This is a genomic window from Pantoea sp. ACRSB (assembly GCF_022346905.1).
GTDB lineage: Bacteria > Pseudomonadota > Gammaproteobacteria > Enterobacterales > Enterobacteriaceae > Pantoea > Pantoea piersonii.
Window position 1 is genome coordinate 603,459 of the sequence record NZ_JAKRNL010000002.1, and the last position, 18,488, is coordinate 621,946.

The window sequence follows — 18,488 nt, forward strand, 5'->3', positions numbered from 1 at the left end:
ATTAACGTCCTTTCATCGCATTCCAGATATCTCCCCCAGGCCGGATATCACGCATCATGTTTTTCTTATAACGCTGGTCCACAAAGTTCCCGATTTCTGAACCAAACTGCTCCCATCCTGAAGATGACTGTGTGGACGTATTGCCGTTGCTGTCGATAGTGATATAAACCTGTGGTGCCCCACTGCCTGATGGTGCTGCATTACCGGTACCCAGCGCCCGTACGCCAAGCGAGCCATCAGCAGCTCGCGTCAGGGGCATGATCGCTTCCGGTCCAGCTTCACCCATTAATCCTGCGCCTTTGGCAAACGCGAACAACGTTGGAGAGCTGACAACAGAACCGCTGTACTGACTCAGGTCGTGAGAATCATATACGCCACCATTCGCGTTTAACGTCAGGTTGTTGTATGCGCCGGATGAAAATGCGCTTGAGCTGGATGCTGCTGCGCTGCTGCTGCCGCCAAAGTAGCCAGCGATACCTGATGCGAGGGTGCTAAATATTCCTCCTGATGATGAGCCACCTCCCATCGCACTGACCACCGCCATCTGAAGCGCGACCTTCTCAATGATCTGCAGAACCGAGATTCCCCATGATTTCCAGCTAACCTTGTTGCCTTCAAGCATTGACGTAACGTTACTGAAAACGCCATCTAGGGAAGATTCAACGCCATCGGAAACGGTTCCTGACACGTCGCTGATTTCATCAAACCAGTCAGCAAATCCATCCTGGGCACCTGCTACCCAGTCAGCCTGGAGGGAATCCAGCTGTTGATAATAGTTCTCTTGAATGCGCAGTCGCTCTGCCTGCGCGTCCCGCAGAGCTTGCGTTTCACGGTCATATACCGATCTGGTGATGTCGCCGGACTGATACTGTGTTTGCAGGTCACGTTGCTGATCGAGGTATTCGCGCTCAATGTTCAGCCGCTCTTTCATGCGCTGGCGCGCTTTATCACCGAGCCCGGCCCCCTGAACGTCAATATTGAGCGAGGATTGCGCATTACTGTTCTGCGCCTGCAGATTGGCAACGAACGCCGCCACTTTGGCATTTTCCTCGTTGGCTTTTTTAACCGCGTTAAGGCGGTCAACTTCCTGCGCCAGATATTCAAGTCGCTTCTTCTGCGTTTCGTTGAGGCCCTGCAGCTTGCCGTCCGCAATATCGAACTGAAGCTTTTGCTGCTCGGTAACAATCGTTACTTTCTTGCCAGTCGTGTCGATAAGCTCAATCTGACGCATGTAGCTGCGCTCAGTTGCCTTGAAGGCCGACTCTATTTTTGCAGCTTCGGTATCTTTTTTGGGCTTGGTGGGCTTTCCGTTGGTTTCGCCGGGGGCAAGACCAAAACTAACAAGAGAAGATACGGTGCCTGGAGTGACGCTAGACGGAATGTCCAGAGCCTTTGATTTCTTTTTCAGCTCAGTCAGGCGGCTGTTAAGGGTAGCGATCTCATCCGACACGGCTTTAACGCTGTCGTCTTTCCCTGAAAGCCAGCCCAGAAAAGTCTGACTTCCCCCGTACATGCCGCCAGAGCGTCCTTCCTGAGTTTTATTCAGCCAGTCAATTCTGGCCTGAATCTGGTCCGGGTTGTTCATATCAATCCGGTTGCCCATAGCCGCCATGCGGTTACCGGATGAAGTGGCAAGTTGCCCCGCCCCGGCAGCAGCTTTGATAAGCCATCCAGCCAGTTGGGCAACTTCGCTTACCAGATCGGCCAGTCCCTGAAGAACGGCCGGATCGGTCAACACATTGTGAATTTCGGAGAGAGAATTATTCAGCGGGCTCAGGTCTACGTGCGCGAGACCAGCCGCAATTTCCATCTTCAGGCCTTTGACCTGCGCCTCCATGTCCTGAAACAGGCTGTTTACCTTTACCAGGTCATCGATAGACTGCGGGTCAGGTGCAACGCCATAGTCTTTCGCCAGCTGAATAAACTGGTTCAGCTTTGCATTGTTATTATCGAAAAGCGGTAGCAACTTCGACAGGTCATTGCCAAGGCTCTCCAGAATATTGACCTTGGCGGCGTTAGTGCTGATTTTCCCTAACGCCTCGCCAATAGCCAGCATCTGCTTATCCGGCGAGACCTTTGACAGTTTTTCTGCGGATAGGCCCAGCGCGTTCAGGGCATCAACCGCCTCGCCTGATTTATTCAGGACGGCATCACCAATTTTGTCGCTGAGGTCTTTGAAGATGTCAGCCATGTTGTCGCCAGCGACCCCGGCTTTTTCAGCTGCAAACTGCCAGGCCAATAGCTCCTGCGTGGACATCTTCAGTGACTTTGCCCACTGGTCAGTAGAATTTACCTGATCGGCAGTCGTTTTCAGGAGTGCAAACCCGGCGGTGCCAGCGGTGAGCGCAGCCGCCTGCAGCGCTCCGCCCACGGACAGTATGGCGGCTGACGTGGTCGCAGCGTCTTTCTGTACCTGCTTTGCCCACTTGTCAGAAGCGCGCTGCGCTTTATCCATACCTGACGTAAAACCGCCCACTTTGGCGACGAGGTCAATTGTCAGCGTCCCCAGTGATTTGGAAGCCATAAACTCTCCGTTGGCGGCAGTTATACCCAGCTGCTCATCGCCTCCTCAAGAGAGACAGGCTCGTTGGCAGCAGTAACTTTAGTAAAATGAAGAGTGAAATCGGTTGGGCTGAAAGGCGGGCTTTTGGGGTCGCGGTTCACGTTTGCGATTGTGCTGGCCACAATACCCGATCCCCATTCGAAACTCATCATCGGGTTCAGGCTGCCGTATTTTTCCCGGTATTTTGCCCAGAGCTGGAACTCTTTGAGGCTGATCGCTTCCCGCGCTTCTGCGATTGTGCGTCCGCCGATTCCGTTGAGGACGAGTTCGCACCAGAACTCGTCTTCGGCGCTGAGCTCGTACTCTTTCCCAGGTCATTAACTTCCTGAATGGCAACCAGCAGCGCAACAGTAAGAGCGCCATCCAGCGCGCCACGATCCTGATCGGCTTCACCGGTAATATCTGCCGGGGTAAACACGGGCTTGCCGTGCTCATCGCAGACAGAGGCCGCAATGCGCCCGGCCACGCCGTCAACTTTCCCGCCCATTGCCAGCACATCCGAAGTAGCGGTGTGATAACCCATCGGACGAACATAGACTGTGGCAGTAAACTCTTTATCGCCCTGCTTCCAGGTGATTTCTTTTTCAACCGGACGGCCCGTAAAAGCACCGGCGTTTTTCAGTGATTCGAGAGTCAGTTTCATTGGTTATTCTCAGAAAATTCGGGGCAGCGCCCCGATATTATTACGAGCCAGAAGCCGCTTTTGGCACCCATACAGCCGCGCCGGAACGCTGAATAGAGGCGGATGAAGACACAACGGTGTTAGCTGCGAAATCAAACGGGAAGTCGGACACATAGCCCTTAAAAACAAACCAGGTGCGACTGTCAGGAAGTACCAGACCATCAACAGCACCTGCTGCGCCATTTGCAGCGGCAGTAGGTGCCTCTTCACCATCAGCCCAGCCAATCGCAAAGGTGAGGTCCTGATCGGCTTCATCATCTGAAATGGACAGGTTATAGAGCATGATGTGGCTGGTATTTTTGGGATCGGCGTTCAGCGTCAGCGATGCCTGTCCAGGCGTTCGCAGGCCGCGCTTATAGGTGCGATCGGTTTTCTCAGAAAGACAGGTGTCTTCAATCTGGTCAGCCGGATTGCTGCCGGGGGAAAACGCAGTGATGCATTCCACTTCGCTCACCGCGCCTTTTGCGAGCACGTAAAGCTGCGTGCCTTGAGTCAATACAGACATGGGTTATCTCCGGTTATAAAAAAACCGGCTCGAGGCCGGTGGGTAATGTGTTGGGTCAGCGGGTGACTATCCAGTCAACGTCGAATGAATAGCGGTAGCGTTTGGTTTCGCCATCTAACTCCTGATTCCCCCAGCGGCTTATGTAAGCGTGAGGTTCAATAGCGTCGCGAAGCGCTGCGGCCACGGCGATAACTTCATCTGGCGTGTCAGCATAGGCATCTACCTGAAGCGTAAAGCTGTCAGCGTCTGGCCGCTGCGCCAGATAGTTTTCTGGTTCGCCGCTGACGTTCTGCCATACGACGTAGGGGTAGATAACGTTATCGTCCTGCATGCCGAACGGGTACAGCCGTAGCGTTTCTCCGCCAATCAGGCTGTTTACCTGCTGACTGGCTGCGCATACGGCGAAAATTGGTGCGATCATGGTGACACCCCTTTCTTTCTGGCGCGCTCAATCGCCCGGTCAATCGCCTGTCCATACTCCTGAGTGAAGGTGTTTACTACCTCCCCTATACTGCTTTCTGCAGCAGGACGCATAAACGGCTGAGCCCGCATATTTTCGGTGCCGAATTCCAGCAGACGCCAGTGCGGCGTCGGTGCGTTTAAAGCTTTATCAGGATGTTTTTTCAGAACCGCACCATGCAAAACCCCGACGCGAAAGCCAAGATCCCCGGTCTGTTTAAACAGTCGGCCATTCCAGCGAATAGCAACGTTATCGGCGATGCTGCGCCCGGTTGCCGGGTCGTCCAGGCGCTGCGCATTGGCTTTTGCCTTATTAACAATGACGTTACCGGCGCGTCGTAGCGCTGCTCGCCCCCCCTTGCGGCGTAAATCGTTGCTTATCTCATCCAGTTTACCCAGTAGCGAATCAAGCCCGGTCAGAGTGAAATCAACGCCATCAGCCATCGTTTACCCCCTGAGAACATGGCAGGGTGAGATATTCCACCCCGCTTTTGTCATCCGCCAGAACGCCATGGATGTTATAAATTCGGCCACGGTAAATGATCCGGTTTTTATTGGTCACATCATCGCGGTAACGAATGGTGATGCGCGCTGTGACCTCACTCTGACCAGCCTGGGCTGCTACGAACTCGCGTACTGACACATCGGTAACATCAGCCCATAGCGTTGCCACGTCCGCCCATGTGTTGATAACAGCGCCTGTCGCCGGGCTCTGAGTTTTTACAGGCTTCTGAAGCGTTATGCGGTGACGGAGTTTTCCAGCCTGCATGATGACTACCCCTTTGGCTTGCCGCTGAGATAGGTTGCCTGCGGCATAGTATCCTCTTCATCCTCCGCAGCCATTGACTGGTAAATCAGCGCTGACAAGGTCTCATTGGATTCAGCTAGGCGATTTATTGCTGCTGTCTGATCCCTCATCCCCTCGGCCACCTGATGAAAGCTCTCGGCCAGTTTTTCCAGCGTCGTCGCCAGCAGACTTACCTGTAACTCTTTCATGGGCAATCGCCATCCATTTTTTTAGCCATTCGCGGCGCTTTTGGCATCCTGAGCAAGCCATTAGTGCCACTTGCGGTGTCGGTACAACAGCGCCTCCACTCCCAAAGGAATTTCCGCCTGGCTTTCCCCGACCGCTTCACGACTGGCGTAGTAGTGACCGATAAGAAGGAGCATTGCCTGCCAGATGCCGGGAGAAAAAAGAACCTCCCGAGGAGGCTCTTGATCTTCAGCAGTAGGCGTCAGCTCAGTGACAAGCGAGCCATCACAATAATTTTCGACGTAATCGACTGATGATTCGGCGTAGCCTTTAATCAGATCGTCCTCGTCGTCGTGATCAACTCTCAGATGCTTCTTTATCAGCACCATCTGCGCCGGGCTTATTTCCACTTTTGCCCCCTTTCTTTGCGGGTTTAGAGGTCGAATCATCAGTTGATTCATCTGCGACAACTTCAGCCAGGCTCATACCCACCAGCGCCTCGCCGATTTCTTTTTTCACAACCTTCACCTCACCCTGTGAGACGGTGCCAAGGTGATAATGAGAAAACATACGCAGGGCTTTAATTTTCATATCAGAACACGCGGCCATTGCTGACCGCGCCCTTCAGTTACGCGCCAGTGGAAACAGCGATATCGCCGGTAACGATCGCAGCCGGACGGTAATGCGCCAGAGCCAGGCGCTCTTCGCACAGAATGGTCAGCATGTTTTTAACGAAGTTGTCGCGGTCCTGGTTGCTGACCTCAACAGTGGCGTCCATGCGGTCCCAAACCTGAGAAGCCAGACCAAAAGCGCCTACGGTGAACTTGCCCGCCGCCTGCGCCGTGGTCGATACAACCGGCAGCCCCCAGAGGACCTTGGACGCAAAGGCCTGCGGACCGCCGAGGATATAATTGCCGTTCGCATCCTTCAGCAGCGCGATACGGTGCCAGTCAGCCGGGTTGAGGATAATGCCATCCGCCTCGAACTCGCTGAGTGACACCTGGTAGATCGCATGGGCCAGCACATCGGCACCGGTATCGCCGGTGGCGTTCAGAGTGGTTTCGTAACCAGAAGCAACTACGTTCAGGCCCTGCAGGTTATCTCCGGTGCCGTCTCCGTTCAGCATCTGGTTTTCTTCCACCAGCGCCAGGCCGTACATCATGCGGGAATTGATATAGGACTGAAGCGCAGGTGCATCGTCCATGATCTGGCGAGACGCCTGCATCCAATGCGCGATAGTTTTCACGTTGGCCGTTTCTTTGGTGAACGTGATGTTACTTTCCGGCTTCAGGGTGCCCTCAGCAACTGGTGCAGCGGCATTGGTGAACACGTTCTCGCGAACATATTCCAGCGCATTACTGGAAATACGGCCCTGCGCCAGCAGGTCACGCACTGTCAGGCGGCGCAGCCCCGGCATCAGAATGCCCGGATTCTGTTGCGGCTGAACCAGCGCGCCAGCAGAAGTCGCGCCTGAACCAATAGCTTTGTCAAAGCTGGTGACTTTCGCTTTAGCGCGGTCACCGTTCCAGCCTTTGATAAGGTCTTCGGACACACGCTCAGCAAAGGACTTCTGCGCGGTCTGCTCCGGCGAGTTACCGGCCAGCTTCTGTTCAAGATCGAACAGGCGGGTGCCGGTCGCTTTCAGCTCGTCCTGTGCTTTTGCCAGATCAGTCTGAAGCTGCTGATTAATCTTGCCGTTTTCGTTGATAGATTTACGCTGTTCTTCGATGAGCTGTTTCACTTCTTTCTGTGAATTCTCGATCGCTTTTTCCAGGGTGGCTAATTCAGACATGTAGTGCTCCGTTATGCATTCCGCAGGTTAGCGGCAAAGGAAGTTATGCGCTGTGCAAGCGCGTCAATGTCGCCGCCACCGAACTCGCTTCGGTCTGCGGACTTAACGCGGGCGATAAACGCCTGCGCTTCAGAACGAGAAAGCCCGACTGAATCCCTCAGCCAGGCCTCCGCGTCACGTACTGATTTGATGGTTTCGATACTCTTCATGGCTGACACGCCAGCGAGCTCGTTCGCCGGGAAGGTGCAAACGCTGATTTCGCGCAGATAAGAGATGTTTTTGAAAATCATCCCCGTAGGGCTGACGCTGTAATCATCTTTCGTAACCGAGAAGCCAACCGACATACCCTCAACAGTTCCATGCTGCATTGCTGCTTTGAGATCGGCCGAAACGCTTTGCCCCGGAGTCAGCTGGCCTCGCACATACAGGCCCTTTTCATCCTCCTGCAGCGATTCCCACTTCCCGACCGGCATTTCATAGGTGCGATGGTTAAAAAACATCGCTACCTTGCGGCTCTGGTTAGCCAGCACATTTTTGAATGCGCCCGGCAAAATGATGTCGCCGTCTGAGTCGATGTTATTAAATACCGAGGCATAACCTTCAAAAATGCCTTGGCTGCCATCTCCCGCGAACTTAATTTCCGACTGGTCAAAGGCCAGCGTCTTCTTAATTTCAGGCATTGAAGCCCCCATAAAAATTAAGCCCCGTCAGTGCGGGGCTTAGTGTTTGTGCCGAGGTCGGTAATGGGTATGTTCTGTGACTGACGCGTTGCCACGTCGCCACCCGGAAGAGGCGGCAAATTATCCAGCCGACGCACTTCGTTGATGGTGCGAATGCCGGTATTGACCATGCCCTGCATAAACGCGGCGCGGCTTGCTGAGTCACCGCGAAGCAGTCCGTCAAGGTTGTGTTCCGCATGCAGGCGTCCCTGATCTTCCTCCTTAACCAGCCAGCGTTCTATGCTGTATTCCCAGCGATCGAGGTAAGGCTTCAGGGTGTACTGCAGAAAGCCGAGATTCTGCTGTTCGATGCCGCTGCCCCATGACGTAGTTTTCTCCACGTCTCCCACCAGATGAGGCGGAACGCCATAAAAGCGCGCCAGCTCGGCCACCTGAAACTTTCGCGCCTCAAGCATCTGCGCATCCTGCGGTGATACGCCGATGGGTTGCGTGGTAAATCCGCTCTCCAGTATCCAGAGGCGCTTTCGAACCGGTCCGCCAGCGATTTCTTTAAAGTTTTCTTCAAGCTGACCGCGCTGCTCTTTGGTGAGCACTTTGCCGTCGGTCATCAGAATCTGCGGCGATTTCGCGCCGTTTGCGAAGAATTCCCGCTGGTTATCTTCCATGGCAATAGCCACACCTGCAGATTTAGCGCTGAATGCCAGCGGCGAGAGGCCCACCAGGCCGTTAAAGCCAAACCCCTTCAGGTGAAAAATTTCTTTTGGCTTAAAATCCGCGTATTCGGTATCGCGACGGTAGCGATAGATAACGTTTTTGCCGTTGTCGCTGAGGCGGACATCCATATTTGCGCTCATCAACGGCAGCATGCTGATCACATCGCCGACGCTGTTACGCTCCACCAGCGCATACGCATTACCGTAGGCGCACAACTGCATGGTCATGGCCTCGCGAAACTCCAGCGCAGTCATAAAATTATTTGGCCGGAAGCGGAGAAGCTTTGCCAGTGGGTTACTGTTATCCGCTTTTTGACGCTGGTCATTCACGGTTTCGTAAACATCCAGCGGCAGCGAGGCTGTCACTGTCGAAATAAGCCGGATACAGGCCCAGACCGTGCTGATCTGCATGTTTCGCTCATCAGTGACGACTGATTCGCCGACGGTGCCGTGCGCTGACGTGCCCGCCATCTGCGAGCCTTTATCCGGCGATACCAGCCGCCCACCCGTCAGGATGGAAGCCATACGCGCCCAGAATGGCGAACGCGTTCGCAGGTCAATGCTGTAATCGGTATCTGCCATGTTAGACGCTCAAAAAGTTGTAAATGAAATCGTTAACGTCGCCCTGTTCTTCTACCTCATCGCTGTTCTGCGCACCGACTGACATCGCCAGCGCGACCATGCCGTCTATTCGTCCACTGGACTTGCCTTTCACAAACTTTCGATTGCCCGCCGGGTCGGTAATGACCGTGGCATTTTTGGCGCACATTTCCAGAATGGGGTGATTACCATGTCTGAGTTGTGCGCCAAGAAGTTTTGTTTCCAGCTCGCGCAGGGCCGGTGACATCGATACGAAGCCCTGCCCGAACTCAACGAATCGTTCAAGCTCAGACTCGGTGAAACCGGCATCAATCAGGTGCGGGCGCAGGAAGCGCATGTTGTAGCGGTCAAAGGCGATAGCCCGGACATTGCAGGTGTCGAAGGTTTTACGAAGTTCTCTCGCAATAAAGGCATATTCAATGGCCTTGCCTGGCGTCGTGTTCAAAAATCCCTGCCGTGCCCAGATGTCATAGGGCACCCGATCGTTACGCGCTTTATCCGCCAGGCCTTCTTCAGGTAGCCAGAATTTGCTGTGGACGTCACCTTTCGCTGTGGTCAGTATCAGCGCAGTCAGGTCCGATACGCTCGACAGGTCAAGCCCGCCCCATACCGTTTTACCGGTGATATCGTCAGGTTCTTCTTTGTTCATGTGCCAGACGGTCTGGCTGACAAAGGGACTTTTTGCCTCAACCCGCCGATTTAACACCAGGTTTTCAAATTCAGCCTGGCGCGACGGAAGGCGTTTGGCGCTGGCGGCCATGTCCAGCACTTCTTTCTGGTTCATGAACACATCAAAAGCCGGATTAGCCAGCCTTATCGCTTCAACCGAGAAAGGGTCGATATCTTCAGGCGCGGTTTGCAACCTGACCACCGTCCGCGGGTCAGCGCCGGTAAGACCATCGTCAATCAGCAGGCTGAGCAGGTCACTCGCATCGGGTGCCTGTGTGCTGATAATGACAGAAATCGGGTTATCCTGAGCTGCGGTTGCAGTTTCCAGCGCCTCATACAGTGGGTCACGGGGTCCGCGCACCTGCCCAAGCTCATCGTGCGCCACAAAACGCGGCGAGAACCCATAAGCCGTGGTGGCTTCGGCGCTCAGCGCGCGGTAATAAGAGCCTAAATCCGGGCAGTGAATTTCTTTCGCCGAGTCCTTAATTGCTACGTACTGCATGAGCGAAGGGTTCATGCGGCACATTTTCGACGCCAGGTTAAACAGAATGGCCGCCTGATCACGAGAGCGCGCGGCGGAATAGAGCTGCGAGTTGTGCGCTGCCTCCGGCCCTACCAGATAAAGCAGCATCAACATGGCTGTTTCAACAGTTTTGGCGTTTTTACGCCCCCGGCTGATGATCGCCCGGCGCGTGCCGTGCTCGTTGTCGAAAATAGCTCTGAAGTCGTCTTTCATGAACTCAGCCATTTTTAAAGGCTGACCGACATATTTACCTTCAGGAATGAGGATGTGCTTTTCACACCAGGCGATATTCCGTTCCGCCCTCGTCAGAATTTTTTTAGCCATCCGTAACAGCCTTAATCAATTTCCCAGGGCTTTTTCTCCCGTGCGAGGTTGTTATTAGCGCGGCCGACCGTCTTCGGGTCTGCCGTTGCCTGCCGGGTAATCCTTAGTCGGGTTGCCAGAGAGGATGCTGAACGAACTTCACGTTCTCGCATGGTAAGTAACTTGTCGTATCGCTTAAGGCCGTCTTCACGGGACAGCCACTCCATCTCAAAATCTTCGATCTGCGTGGTAAGCAATCGGGCCTGCACAACGTGCCTGCAATACATTTCCAGCATGTCGCGGTGCGTTTCGGTAAACGAGCTTGCCGGGTTATCGTTAACGAGCCTGACCCAGACATTTATTTCGGGATCACTGAGGTGCAATGACGGCTGTAACCTGCTTTCAGCCAATGCTGGCAGCGAGACAGCCGACGTCGCGGCAAGAGATTTTCTGCCTCGCTGAGCCATCGCATTTTTCCTTTTTTTCTGGACGTTTTTAAAAAAAAGACTGAGGGCGCGGTCTTTAAGATTTTGCTGCCAGAGTTTTACCCCTCCCCCCTGCCAGCGCCCACATCAGATGAGAATAGATCTCATTTTCATGAAATAGCACCATTTTGGTGAAATTCCGCAACATTAGATGAGAATGGCTATTATTTCTTAATGACCTGCAGGTTTTCCCGCGAAAGGCTGGCTGGCACCAGAGTCTTGCCGATTCCGATCGGGATCGACATGCTGACAGATGGCAGATTCTCACCAACTTCATGGCTGAATCCGATAGCTGTTACCGAATTGAACTGGATGCCGTCGATGCTGAATTCAATTAACTTTCCGTCACGGTATTCAATCTTGAGGTCTTTCATTCAGTGCTCCTGTTACCAGATAACGCGCCCTTCATCGTCGAACTCAGTCACCGTCCCGCCCTTCTCCATGCGCTGCTTCACTGAGTCGTGGCAGCGTTTGCAAAGTGACTGGAGGTTATCGGGATCGTGAAATAGTGTGTCATCACCTTTGTGCGGTGTGACGTGGTCAACGATAGAGGCTGATACCACTTGGTTACGCTTCAAGTGAAACTCACACAGCGGCTGCTTTTGCAGTTGGTGGTAGCGCAAACGATACCAGCGCTTAGTGTTATAGAGGTTGTGCCAGGGTGAATTGGATGCCATAAAACTTAGCTGGTTAAGATTAAAATGATCAAGTAACAAGCAATGCGTTATCATAAACTCTTTGCTTATCGCTTTTGTAGAGCAACCATCCTCACAACGCATAGAAATAATATTTCAATAAATTAGGAGATGATAATGGGTATTTTGACTTTTGATATTACTTGCCCGCACTGCCTTAGAGAAAAGGCCATGCTTGAAGCATTTGCAGAAAAAGCTATTGACAATGGGCCGTTTACAAATGTTGCCTTCTTTTGCAGAAGCTGCGAACAAGCAGGTATCTGTGTTGTCAGATCAAGGCGAGCAGGCATCCCTAAACCATTATCAAAATCTAAGGAAAATGGCTTTGTTAATGTTGTCATCCCAGGTCATGCCGATTATGAATTGAACCAAATTTATCCAAGCCCCCAACATCACTCGGCTCCTGATAATACTCCTAAAAGAGCAGCTGAATTCTTTATCGAATCAAAAGACAATTTACAAAGACAGAGATACGATACAGCAGTAATGATATGCCGAAAAGTGTTAGATATAGCCACCAGACAGCTGCTTGGAGATAAATCTAATAGAGAAACTTTAGTGCAGAGAATCACTATGCTTCACGCGCAAAACCTTATAACAGAACAAATGAAAGATTGGGCGCATATAGTCCGTATAGATTCCAATGGCGCTGTTCACTCTGATGAAATATTTACCAAAGAAGAAGCTGAAGAAATTATTGGCTTCACCGAAGTCTTCTTAATTTATTCCTTCACCCTGCCTGCGATGGTTGAAGCAAAAAAAGTTAGCGAAACTCAGTAAATCATAATCCTTAATTAATACATTGTTCTTTAACGTACTGTTGCAAACCAGCTATTATTTTTCCGGCGAGTTCGATTCGACTTCTGAGGGTGAAATAATCCCGTTCAGCGGAGTCAGTAAGTCCGGGGCTGGCTGCATCATCCATGCTGGCGGCGCCGGAGGTGGATTGCTTCGCGCAGGTGGCGTTGAGCTGCAACCGGCGCTTGCCAGAAGCAACGTCACGCTCAAGCTGGTCGATAGTTGCCTGAGCATCGGCTAATTCCTTCGTGTATTTGGCGTCGAGCGCGGCAACATCGCGCTGGCGGACCTGCATATCGTCAATCGTCTGCTGTCGCTCGGTAGCCAGACTGTCAGCGGTAACGTATTTTCCATGGTAAAGAATTGCTACCCGACATATCACAATGAGCGCCACCAGCAGCAGGCCGATTATTAATGCCCGCCAGCTAAAGGTCATTGGGACCATCCGCCAGGCACATTGAGCGCTCCATGTCGCGCCGGTTCATCAGGCCCCTGAATTTCATACCTCCGGCATAGACCCAGCGGCGAAGCTCTTCGCATGCTCCTTCCTGATCGCCCGCATTCAGCTTTTTAAGAAGTGTCGATTTAGAGAACGCGCCGGAGCCTACGTTGTAGGTGAAGCTGTAGAGCGAAGCGCGTTGATATTCATTCAGCGGAACCTTAACCAGACCATCAACCGTTTGCTTTACCGGCTTCAGGTCATTCCACAGCAGGCGATCACATTCCCGGTCGGTATACTTCTTACCTTTGATAATGTCGTTGCCTGTATGCCCATCACAGACCGTCCAGACACCAGCCACATCTTTGTAAGGATCGTATACGCGTCCCTCTACGCCGTCTTTACCACCGATGAAGAGAGAGGCGATAAGCATGGAGCCGCCGCCCGCTGCGGCAATCAGTTTGTTACGCAAGCTGGCTGACATAGCCATAATTATTCCTCTCCCAGCTTATCGGACGGGATATAGCCGCGCTGCTCCAGCGCCCTTATCTGAGCGAGAGAAACTTTGCGCTTAAAATACGCGTTGATAGCAAACGTCATCAGGGCCAGAACAATACCGGCAATAACGCCTACCGCACTCCATTCATCCGGGCTGAGTCGCGTTAGCACGCCATTGGCTACAGCCGAACCTGCCGCACCGTATGCCGCTCCTGATGCTAGTTTGCTCATATGGTTGATACTCATGGTCACCTCCGTGATTACGGTCGGTGCTGTCTGTAGTCAGAAGAAAATGCGCCTCAGCCACATGAGGTAAGGGTCAGCTTTAGTTAATTGGCTGAGCGCAAAAACGAAAAAGGCCCGCCGAAGCGAGCCTTTGTGAATTTTTTTATTCAATTGAACTGGTTAGCATCTTTTGTACAAAAGATAAAACCATGGCTATTACCTTGTAACTGTCAATTAATGAAAGTTGACAGAGTGAAACTTGTTTCTTTTGCGCTTACCTCTGGTCCTCCAGCAGTAAGCGTTTTTTTTTGGCTCCCTGACGCAAATCGCGGTAACTACTCTGCCCGTCGGCACAGGGAAAATTTATTGTCTCAAGTAATTTCAAAAGCGGTAACTTTTGATTTTGCGCTCTCCACAATATGAAAGGCTCTTCGTGTTTGCAGCACGGTGCGCACGCCTCAAAGCTGGTGGCATGTAGCGGTAAGCGCCTTTGGTATTGTGTGGAAGTTAAAACAGAAAACCCCGCCGGTCGGCAGGGTTCTTTTTGCGGGTGGTGGTGTTTTGTATGCAGTACGCCCACCATGAGAGAGATATTAATCCATTTTCGGACAAAATCAATCTATTTATTTACGTGCTTTGCCAATTCAACAGCGGCTGCAATATCGCTGTGCGTTGTCACTATTTTGAAGATCGTGTCAGCATGGCTTTCCTCAGCTTCCAGTTTAACCACCAGCGATTCAAAGAATGGCCTCCAGTTTCTGGTCCATGTACGAACATGCAGGTCTGGTAAATGATGGCTAATAACTTTGAAAGCCTTAGTGCCGGTACTCCTGCGAAAACCAATGCCGCTACAACGATCGCACTCTTTCTCTACGATTGCGCCGAGCATTTTTGATTTTTCAATATCTCTCACACGCCCTGTGCCATTACAACGACAGCGCGCGCTAATAACGCCCCTGCCGTGACATGTCACGCATTTCTCTTCTACTGTATCGACGCGGTATTTTGCTGCGGTCTTCTCTCCGCAGCCAGGGTGAACCATTACATTCGCCAAAAAATTTATTACGCCGCGCCCGTTACATTCTGGACAGGCATGCTCGGTAGCAGCCGACCGTGTATATTCCTCGAACGCCAGCTGACACATTACCTTCAGGCATGGCAGAAGCTTTTTACCTGCAGCTTTCACGATCAGTCTTGGCACCGTTCTTCGCGCATGCTCCATCAGTAATTCAACTGCCCGCGCCTTATCCTCTTCACCTATCCCTGCCTTTGCGAGAACAGCAGCCACACCTAACGGAGATTTTGACTGGCACATGCCGAAGGCACCCATTACGTCTGTTCCAGTCAGCGCTTCTGATGCTGTCGCACGCGACGTGTCGCTGATGTTCATAGTCTTCGGGCTGAAATGCTTTAAAGCCGATTCAATTTTCATGCTAATCCTTCTCCACACCCTTTATTTTTTATCTGCCCCGATAACGCCGACTGCAATCGCGTGATCGAGGAACCTGAACAGCAGCTCAATCTGGCTGCCATATTTGCTTTCAAACCCCCTCATATCCCGGTGCAGCTCATCGTGATGCGCTCTGCAAAGCGGTATCACAAATAAGTCATGCGCCTTGGTCCCCATTCCCCCTTGACCGTGTCCAATGATGTGGTGCGGATCGTCTGCCTGCTTACCGCAGCACGCGCACTTTTGCGACTTAACCCAGCGGGTGTATTTCTCGCTTTCCCAGCGCTTACGCTTTGGACGAAGCATAAACGATTCCGGCGACTCCGGGTCTGCTACCAGGCTGATGACCTTCTTCACAACCTCCCCGGCTTCTTGCAAAACCTCCCGCCCAGGACGCTCTGGCGTAATCAGAGAATCCTTCAGCGTGCCAGTAGACACCAGTTCGGCTTTCATCTTCAGAACGCGGCGTGCTGGCGCTTCGGGGATCAGGTCGATTACGTCTTTGATGGATGCCCACCAGCACAGTTCCGGCAACGTCAGAGGGTGGTTAAGAGGCAGGCCAATATCGAGGCAGGCGCTGTGGATGATCCACGCAGCAACGTTCGCAGCGGCAACCTCCTCCATCTCGCCGGATACGCCGTTATTACGCAGCTTGTTGTCATGATGGTAGCAGAGCGACAGCACGGCCTGTTCTGTTTCGAGCGTTGTCATTTCGTGGAAGTGGAAGCCGTCACCGTCATCGCACTGGCATGCATTAATCATCCCTACCCAGACAGTGAGATCGGGAAAGCCACCAGCGGCGGCAATAACACGCTCATGACGGAAGAAGGAATTCAGCAGCGGCTCATCCAGCAAGGGCTGATTGCCATCGTTGATTTTCCCTGACGGCAGGTCAGCCATGTCACCAGTCGGCGTGCTGATGAGTACGCGGCCACGAAACAAGCTCATCAGTTCTGAGCCAGGCTTGAACAGGACTATCCCGGTGCGCGGTGCCACTTCTGGCGTAAGAAGCGCCCTCATGCATTACCTTCCAGGGACTTACGAAGGGCTTTCTTGGCCTTTTTGTCTCCAGTTAAATGAAGATATCTCAGAGTAAGCTCTGGAGAAATGAAAATGCCATCATTAGTCTGACTGTAAGAGTCTGGGTTGTCCGCTATATATTTCTTAGTCTCATCAAGCGCAAGGAACTGCTCTGCACTTAGGCTCGTGTGTGACCTTTTTTTAATGCGATGCGTCGATGAGCACCCAAAAGTTGTTACTTTATTTTGTGCCGCCATGCTTAGTTACCTCCCGCCAGTTCTTTATCGTGAGTGTATTCGCCATTCCATGACTGCTTCATTGGCAGCTGGCCTTTGAGGTAGCGGCGATAAAGCCACACTGCGCCTTCACGCAGCAGAACAGGCTGATGAGTGATGAAGCTGGCCGCCGATGACGGGTTAATCTGGCTACTCTTCTCTGTGAGGTATTTATCGCGCGCCTGCGAGCGAACACGCCACTGCACATGGTTCCCGTTAGGGTTGTCGTCATAGAGCCAGTTGGAGTCCTGCAGGAACGCGCTTACCTTGCTGACGTTAACGCCATTCAGACGTTTGCAGAACTGGACAGGGGAAAGCCCATCGCTAAACAGGTTCTCAAGGTGATCGATATACTGCGCCTGTCGATGGGTAAGCACTTCAGCCTGCTGTTTCGCCTCCATGGCATCAGCCCACGCGCGCGCCAGCTTAATCGGGTCGTTCATGTCTGGCAGCATCACGCCGTGAACATCTCGCAGGTGAAAGTAGCTCTCTTCCAGTCTCTCAAAGAATGTCCAGGCTTCGTCGGTATCCACAATTTTGGACATCCGCGCCGCGCCCTTCTCAGTCCATAACGTCAGGCTTCTGGCTTTGGATGAAATTTGTGCGTGACTATTAGTCACTCGCAAATCGCGGAGATCATCGCCCTCTACAGTGAATATATGGATGCCCTCTAAGAAACGGCCAGCGTTGCGAGAAAGGTTTTTACGAACGTTGGCTTCGTCAGTGCCATAGCCTCTGGCCAGCAGCTCTGTCATGATTACCCGCTGATCGCGGTACATGAGAACGGGAACGCTGACTGAAGCGTTCGAAGAGATAACAACGGGATTAACGCCAGACGCAGCTGCGCCCAGTATCTGATTCGGCATATTTTCTTCTCCACACCTGTTTTAATCCGGCCCCGCCCCCTCATCTGCAAATGAACGGGACCAACCTTTGCCGGTAGCGTCTGCAAACGTCTACCGGCTTATCCATCATAACGGCTCAAAAATAAATTTCACGACTTAAGTGTATTCACCGATTTTTATATGCGAAGCCAACGTCCTAAGGCAACAAGGCTATACCTTAATCAAGACGCTCATTCTTCAAAACAAGGGTTACCTGACCGAGCCACTTACCAAAAAGTGCTGAATTTTTGAATACATAATATTATGCAACGTGTGTATTTTAACTCAACTAGTACCATTCTTGCTAAACTAAAAAAAATTAAATATTAACTAATGAAGGCTTTAACTAACGGAAATTCAAAGGATCAAGCAATCACACTGAAGAACATTGCACGCTAGGTTCAATTTTTTTGATTTATTAACTGTTAGTTTATTTCACATGTATCTAAAAATGGAAATGTAAAAATCATCAATTCCAGCTTATCGCTATTTTTTTAATTTTATCACTTTAGCTTAGAGCATATGTTCTGTGAAAAAAATATTTGTTTAATCTTGAGTCATGCTTGAAAATAGCCACATATTAACAGAGGGAACTTTAATATGAGTCAGGACTTGAAGGTTGGAGCTTTAGCAGTACTGGGTGCTTTTTTTCTTTTAGGGGGTATTAACGCTTACTCGAAAAAGCAAAGCGCAATTAATGAAATTAGTTCATGTGCAACTATAAATACAAGCAATGCAGTATCTAATGTCGAAAGAGACTTATTAGCCAGGCATGATAAAAGCTTATTTGGAGAGGAATTTATTACGCTTGATTCCATCCTCTTCCATAATGAAACGATTGGTAAACAAGGCACAAGGGTCATCGTCCCTTTCACTTTGATTCGCTCTCAAGGTCAAAGTGAATATGAGGCTGAAGTAAGATGCTCCGACTTTAATATCATTAAATACACTAAATTATAAATGTAAAACGATTTCAAAATACTCGCTTCTGCAGCCAAAACAATATTAATATAGTTATTTTATCTTTGAAATTTATAAAGACTCACACAGCAATCAGGTGATTATATGTTAAAACCATTGAAATACTACGTTGGCAAGGACAGGTCAAACAACCTCCTTTTACATTGCGAAGACTGCAAGCATTTGCCCGCTTCAGATTGCCGTACCTTTATTGGTAGTTTTTACACACCGAATCAGGCATTTTCATTAGCGGTTAGGAAATTCTCATCGCTAGAACATTGTGCCTTCTGCCAAGAT

General features: G+C 51.4%; 25 protein-coding genes and 1 pseudogene. 2 read left to right on the top strand and 24 right to left on the bottom strand.

What is annotated here, in order from left to right:
- Position 1 precedes the first annotated feature (1 nt).
- From MHZ89_RS09060 to MHZ89_RS09135, 16 genes are all read right to left on the bottom strand, one after another.
- The gene (locus MHZ89_RS09060; RefSeq protein ID WP_311782714.1) at positions 2-2,524 is read right to left on the bottom strand and encodes a phage tail tape measure protein; all 2,523 of its coding nucleotides are present in this window, start codon (positions 2,522-2,524) and stop codon (positions 2-4) included.
- Between the two features lie 196 nt (positions 2,525-2,720).
- Entirely contained in the window at positions 2,721-3,206 is a 486-nt protein-coding gene (locus MHZ89_RS09065; protein ID WP_311782715.1) for a phage tail assembly chaperone family protein, TAC, read from the bottom strand.
- A 40-nt stretch (positions 3,207-3,246) separates the two neighbouring features.
- Positions 3,247-3,750, bottom strand: a complete 504-nt coding sequence (locus MHZ89_RS09070) for a phage tail tube protein (RefSeq protein ID WP_311782716.1) — start codon at positions 3,748-3,750, stop codon at positions 3,247-3,249.
- A 55-nt stretch (positions 3,751-3,805) separates the two neighbouring features.
- The gene (locus MHZ89_RS09075) at positions 3,806-4,171 is read right to left on the bottom strand and encodes a DUF3168 domain-containing protein (RefSeq protein ID WP_311782717.1); all 366 of its coding nucleotides are present in this window, start codon (positions 4,169-4,171) and stop codon (positions 3,806-3,808) included.
- Positions 4,168-4,653, bottom strand: a complete 486-nt coding sequence (locus MHZ89_RS09080; protein ID WP_311782718.1) for an HK97-gp10 family putative phage morphogenesis protein — start codon at positions 4,651-4,653, stop codon at positions 4,168-4,170. The genes MHZ89_RS09075 and MHZ89_RS09080 overlap by 4 nt, the downstream gene beginning before the upstream one ends.
- Complete coding sequence (locus tag MHZ89_RS09085; protein WP_311782719.1) at positions 4,646-4,978, bottom strand: phage head closure protein; 333 nt, start codon at positions 4,976-4,978, stop codon at positions 4,646-4,648. The genes MHZ89_RS09080 and MHZ89_RS09085 overlap by 8 nt, the downstream gene beginning before the upstream one ends.
- Positions 4,979-4,983: 5 nt before the next feature.
- A complete protein-coding gene (locus tag MHZ89_RS09090; RefSeq protein WP_311782720.1) occupies positions 4,984-5,205 on the bottom strand; it encodes a hypothetical protein in 222 nt (73 codons plus the stop codon).
- A gap of 60 nt (positions 5,206-5,265) precedes the next feature.
- A complete protein-coding gene (locus MHZ89_RS09095) occupies positions 5,266-5,592 on the bottom strand; it encodes a head-tail connector protein (protein ID WP_311782721.1) in 327 nt (108 codons plus the stop codon).
- Positions 5,540-5,773 carry a hypothetical protein gene (locus tag MHZ89_RS09100; RefSeq protein WP_271153007.1) on the bottom strand — a complete coding sequence of 78 codons (234 nt, stop codon included), beginning with the start codon at positions 5,771-5,773 and terminating at the stop codon, positions 5,540-5,542. The genes MHZ89_RS09095 and MHZ89_RS09100 overlap by 53 nt, the downstream gene beginning before the upstream one ends.
- 37 nt (positions 5,774-5,810) lie before the next feature.
- Positions 5,811-6,974 carry a phage major capsid protein gene (locus MHZ89_RS09105; RefSeq protein ID WP_271153006.1) on the bottom strand — a complete coding sequence of 388 codons (1,164 nt, stop codon included), beginning with the start codon at positions 6,972-6,974 and terminating at the stop codon, positions 5,811-5,813.
- A gap of 11 nt (positions 6,975-6,985) precedes the next feature.
- On the bottom strand, positions 6,986-7,654 hold the full coding sequence (locus MHZ89_RS09110) for an HK97 family phage prohead protease (RefSeq protein ID WP_311782722.1): 669 nt from the start codon (positions 7,652-7,654) through the stop codon (positions 6,986-6,988).
- 17 nt (positions 7,655-7,671) lie between these two features.
- On the bottom strand, positions 7,672-8,949 hold the full coding sequence (locus MHZ89_RS09115; RefSeq protein WP_271153004.1) for a phage portal protein: 1,278 nt from the start codon (positions 8,947-8,949) through the stop codon (positions 7,672-7,674).
- Position 8,950: 1 nt separating this feature from the next.
- Positions 8,951-10,483, bottom strand: a complete 1,533-nt coding sequence (locus MHZ89_RS09120; RefSeq protein ID WP_311782723.1) for a terminase TerL endonuclease subunit — start codon at positions 10,481-10,483, stop codon at positions 8,951-8,953.
- An 11-nt stretch (positions 10,484-10,494) separates the two neighbouring features.
- Positions 10,495-10,929 (bottom strand): hypothetical protein, encoded by a 435-nt coding sequence (locus tag MHZ89_RS09125; RefSeq protein WP_271153002.1) that lies wholly within the window; start codon positions 10,927-10,929, stop codon positions 10,495-10,497.
- Between the two features lie 182 nt (positions 10,930-11,111).
- On the bottom strand, positions 11,112-11,321 hold the full coding sequence (locus tag MHZ89_RS09130; protein WP_311782724.1) for a serine acetyltransferase: 210 nt from the start codon (positions 11,319-11,321) through the stop codon (positions 11,112-11,114).
- Between the two features lie 12 nt (positions 11,322-11,333).
- Positions 11,334-11,624 (bottom strand): HNH endonuclease signature motif containing protein, encoded by a 291-nt coding sequence (locus MHZ89_RS09135; protein WP_311782725.1) that lies wholly within the window; start codon positions 11,622-11,624, stop codon positions 11,334-11,336.
- Between the two features lie 135 nt (positions 11,625-11,759).
- Here MHZ89_RS09135 and MHZ89_RS09140 point away from each other — a divergent pair, with 135 nt between their 5' ends.
- Entirely contained in the window at positions 11,760-12,422 is a 663-nt protein-coding gene (locus MHZ89_RS09140) for a DUF4145 domain-containing protein (RefSeq protein WP_311782726.1), read from the top strand.
- 10 nt (positions 12,423-12,432) lie between these two features.
- On the opposite strand, the gene MHZ89_RS09145 is transcribed toward MHZ89_RS09140, so the two are convergent.
- The 8 genes and pseudogenes from MHZ89_RS09145 to MHZ89_RS09180 form a co-directional block, all read right to left on the bottom strand.
- Positions 12,433-12,876, bottom strand: a complete 444-nt coding sequence (locus tag MHZ89_RS09145) for a lysis protein (RefSeq protein ID WP_311782727.1) — start codon at positions 12,874-12,876, stop codon at positions 12,433-12,435.
- Positions 12,866-13,369 carry a lysozyme gene (locus MHZ89_RS09150; RefSeq protein WP_311782728.1) on the bottom strand — a complete coding sequence of 168 codons (504 nt, stop codon included), beginning with the start codon at positions 13,367-13,369 and terminating at the stop codon, positions 12,866-12,868. The genes MHZ89_RS09145 and MHZ89_RS09150 overlap by 11 nt, the downstream gene beginning before the upstream one ends.
- A 2-nt stretch (positions 13,370-13,371) precedes the next feature.
- Positions 13,372-13,623: a phage holin gene (locus MHZ89_RS09155; protein WP_081140236.1), complete on the bottom strand. Its 252-nt coding sequence runs from the start codon at positions 13,621-13,623 to the stop codon at positions 13,372-13,374.
- Positions 13,624-14,221: 598 nt separating this feature from the next.
- Positions 14,222-15,034, bottom strand: coding sequence for an antitermination protein (locus MHZ89_RS09160; protein WP_311782729.1), 813 nt, complete (start codon positions 15,032-15,034; stop codon positions 14,222-14,224).
- Positions 15,035-15,055: 21 nt separating this feature from the next.
- Entirely contained in the window at positions 15,056-16,072 is a 1,017-nt protein-coding gene (locus tag MHZ89_RS09165) for a DUF968 domain-containing protein (RefSeq protein WP_311782730.1), read from the bottom strand.
- A complete protein-coding gene (locus tag MHZ89_RS09170) occupies positions 16,069-16,329 on the bottom strand; it encodes a hypothetical protein (RefSeq protein WP_311782731.1) in 261 nt (86 codons plus the stop codon). Before MHZ89_RS09170 ends, MHZ89_RS09165 begins: the two co-directional genes overlap by 4 nt.
- 2 nt (positions 16,330-16,331) lie before the next feature.
- Positions 16,332-16,892: a hypothetical protein gene (locus MHZ89_RS09175; RefSeq protein WP_311783018.1), complete on the bottom strand. Its 561-nt coding sequence runs from the start codon at positions 16,890-16,892 to the stop codon at positions 16,332-16,334.
- Positions 16,893-17,213: pseudogene (locus tag MHZ89_RS09180) on the bottom strand (ORF6N domain-containing protein); the annotation flags it as partial.
- A gap of 618 nt (positions 17,214-17,831) precedes the next feature.
- Between MHZ89_RS09180 and MHZ89_RS09185 the strand changes: the two are divergent.
- Entirely contained in the window at positions 17,832-18,191 is a 360-nt protein-coding gene (locus tag MHZ89_RS09185) for a hypothetical protein (protein WP_311782732.1), read from the top strand.
- The last annotated feature ends 297 nt before the right edge of the window (positions 18,192-18,488 follow it).